Raw genomic sequence first — 2,813 nt, forward strand, 5'->3', positions numbered from 1 at the left:
CGCTGGTGGCGGGCAGCGCGCGGGTGCGGGTGCTGGGCAGCGGGCACTCCTTCAACCGGATCGCGGACCCCGGCGCCGGGGGCGTGCTGCTGTCGGTGGCCGGACTGCCCCCGGTGATCGACGTGGACACGACGGCCCGGACGGTACGCGTCGGCGGCGGGGTCCGGTACGCGGAGCTGGCCCGCACGGTGCACGCGCACGGGCTGGCGCTCGCCAACATGGCTTCCCTGCCGCACATTTCGGTCGCCGGGTCGGTCGCCACGGGCACTCACGGCTCCGGCGTGGGCAACGGCCCGCTCGCCTCGGCGGTACGCGAGGTCGAGCTGATCACGGCGGACGGCGGCACCCTGCGGATCGCCCGCGGCGACGCCCGTTTCGACGGCGCCGTGACCTCGCTCGGCGCGCTCGGCGTGGTCACCGCGCTCACCCTCGACCTGGAACCGGCGTACGAGGTCGAGCAGCACGTCTTCACCGAACTTCCCCTGGAGGGACTGGACTACGAGACGGTCGCGGCCTCGGCGTACAGCGTGAGCCTGTTCACCGACTGGCGGGCGCCGGGGTTCCGGCAGGTGTGGCTGAAGCGGCGCACCGATCAGGCGCCGGTGGACTTCCCGTGGGCGGAGCCGGCGACCGGGGCGATGCATCCGGTGCCCGGGATGCCCGCGGTCAACTGCACCCAGCAGGGCGGCGCGCCCGGCCCCTGGCACGAGCGACTGCCGCACTTCCGGGCCGAGTTCACACCCAGCAGCGGCTCGGAACTCCAGTCGGAGTACCTGCTGCCGAGGACGGACGCCCCGGCCGCGCTGCACGCCCTGGACGCGATCCGGGCGACGCTCGCCGGGGTGGTGCTGACCTGCGAGGTACGTACGGTCGCGGCCGACGCGCAGTGGCTCAGCCCGGCGTACGGGCGGGACTCGGTGGCGCTGCACTTCACCTGGATCGAGGACGCGGCGGCCGTGCTCCCCGTGGTCCGCGCCGTGGAGGCCGCGCTCGGCACGCTGGACGCCCGGCCGCACTGGGGGAAGGTGTCCGAAATGCCGTCGGCGGTGGTGCGGGAGCGGTTCCCGAGGCTGGCCGACTTCCGGGCACTGGTGGCCGGGCTGGACCCGGCGGGCAAGTTCGCCAATGCGTTCGTACGGGAGATTATTTCCTAGAGCCTCTAGGATGTGCCCTAGGCATCCAAGGAGGTGGGTCCATGGCGCGTGCGGGGATCACGGCCGACCGGCTGGTCGCGGCCGCCGCGGAACTCGCGGACGAGGCCGGTTTCGAGCAGGTCACCCTCTCCGCGCTGGCCCGGCGCTTCGGGGTGAAGGACGCGAGCCTGTACTCGCACGTCCGGAACCTGAACGACCTGCGCACCCGGCTGGCGCTGTACGCGGGCGGCGAGCTGATCGACCGCATCGCGGCGGCGGTCGCCGGACGCGCGGGCCGGGACGCGCTGACCGCGTTCGCGGACGCCTATCGCGCCTACGCCCTGGAGCACCCCGGCCGGTACGCGGCCACCCAGATCCGTGTCGACCAGTCCCTGATCGCGGACTCCCCGGCCCTGCGCCGCACCGCCGAGATCACCTACGGGATGCTGCGCGCCTACGGCCTGTCCGAACCCGACCTCACGGACGCGGTACGCCTGCTGCGCAGCACCTTCCACGGCTACTGCGTACTTGAATCGGCGGGCGGCTTCGGCGCCGGCCGCGCGGTGGACGCCTCCTGGGAGAAGGGGGTCGAGGCGCTGCACCGGGCACTCGAACAGTGGCCCAGGGAGGTCCAGGCATGACGCCCGGCTTCGACCTCACCGGCACCGGCCCGGTGCTGCTGCTCCTGCCGGGCGGCGCCGGGCATCCGATGGGGCTGGGTCCGCTGACCGCGCGGCTGGCGCGCCGGTTCACCGTGGTGACGTACGACCCGCTGGGCCTGGCGCACGGGCGCCTCGGGGAGCCGGTGCCGGACCAGCGGCCGGAGGACTGGGCCGACGGCGCGGAGCGGGTGCTGGCCGCCGTGCTGCCGCCCGGTGAGCGGGGGTACGTCTTCGGGACCAGCTCGGGCGGGGTCGCGGCGCTCGCGCTGGCCGCGCGGCACCCGGCGCGGCTCGCGCACGTGGTCGCGCACGAGCCGCCGTGCGCGCTGGTGCTGCCGGACGGGGCTCAGCGGCGCCGGGAGCTGATCGCGGCGCTGGACGGGCCCGGGCGGGCACCCGCCGAGGGGCCCGGCGCGACTCCGCTGGGGGTCTTCCTCGCGCACGTCCTGCACCCGTTCACCGCGTACGTCCCCGAGCCCGCGCTCGCCCGGCTGACCCTCGCCGCAGGAGCGGACTCGCACGGCCAACTCCCCCAGAGGGTGGCCGAGTTCCTGGCCGCCGGCGCTCTCCTGGAACTCCCCGGCGGTCACCTCGGCACCCTGGAGCATCCGGAGGAGTTCGCGGACGGGCTCGCCGAGGCCCTCACCTCGGCTAGCGTCGAGGGATGAGCACCGACCTCGCCACCGCCCTCACCGAGGGGCCGCCCCTCGTCCTGGACGGCGGGCTCTCCAACCAGTTGGCGTCGGCCGGCTACGACCTCGCCGACGAGTTGTGGTCCGCCCGTCTGCTCGCGGAGGACCCGGAGGCCATCACCGAGGCCCACCTCGCCTACTACACGGCCGGCGCGGACATCGTGATCACCGCCAGTTACCAGGCCACCTTCGAGGGCTTCGCCGGGCGCGGCATCGACCGCACGGAAGCCGCCCGCCTGCTGGCCTCCAGCGTGGAACTGGCCCGCGAGGCCGCCCGCCGCGCCGAGGCCACCCGCCCCCTCTGGGTGGCCGCCTCGGCGGGGCCG

4 protein-coding genes are annotated in these 2,813 nt (G+C 75.0%); all 4 read left to right on the forward strand.

Features of this window, described 5'->3' with window-relative positions; all coding sequences use genetic code 11:
• The coding region (locus CCN33_RS25990; RefSeq protein WP_107483994.1) for an FAD-binding protein at positions 1 to 1,154 on the forward strand (1,154 nt) is incomplete at its 5' end.
• Between the two features lie 41 nt (positions 1,155 to 1,195).
• Complete coding sequence (locus CCN33_RS25995; protein WP_086695901.1) at positions 1,196 to 1,774, forward strand: TetR/AcrR family transcriptional regulator; 579 nt, start codon at positions 1,196 to 1,198, stop codon at positions 1,772 to 1,774.
• Positions 1,771 to 2,463: an alpha/beta fold hydrolase gene (locus CCN33_RS26000; RefSeq protein WP_086695902.1), complete on the forward strand. Its 693-nt coding sequence runs from the start codon at positions 1,771 to 1,773 to the stop codon at positions 2,461 to 2,463. The genes CCN33_RS25995 and CCN33_RS26000 overlap by 4 nt, the downstream gene beginning before the upstream one ends.
• Positions 2,460 to 2,813 (forward strand): homocysteine S-methyltransferase family protein (locus CCN33_RS26005; RefSeq protein WP_208621898.1); only part of this gene is annotated, 354 nt, incomplete at its 3' end. The genes CCN33_RS26000 and CCN33_RS26005, both read left to right, overlap by 4 nt.

This window comes from Streptomyces recifensis, from assembly GCF_002154615.1.
Taxonomy (GTDB): domain Bacteria; phylum Actinomycetota; class Actinomycetes; order Streptomycetales; family Streptomycetaceae; genus Streptomyces; species Streptomyces griseoluteus.

Bases quoted from the DNA above. Each gene is read 5' to 3' on its own strand.
- CCN33_RS25995 (WP_086695901.1), top strand. From the start codon at position 1,196: ATGGCGCGTGCGGGGATCACGGCCGACCGGCTGGTCGCGGCCGCCGCG.
- CCN33_RS26000 (WP_086695902.1), top strand. From the start codon at position 1,771: ATGACGCCCGGCTTCGACCTCACCGGCACCGGCCCGGTGCTGCTGCTC.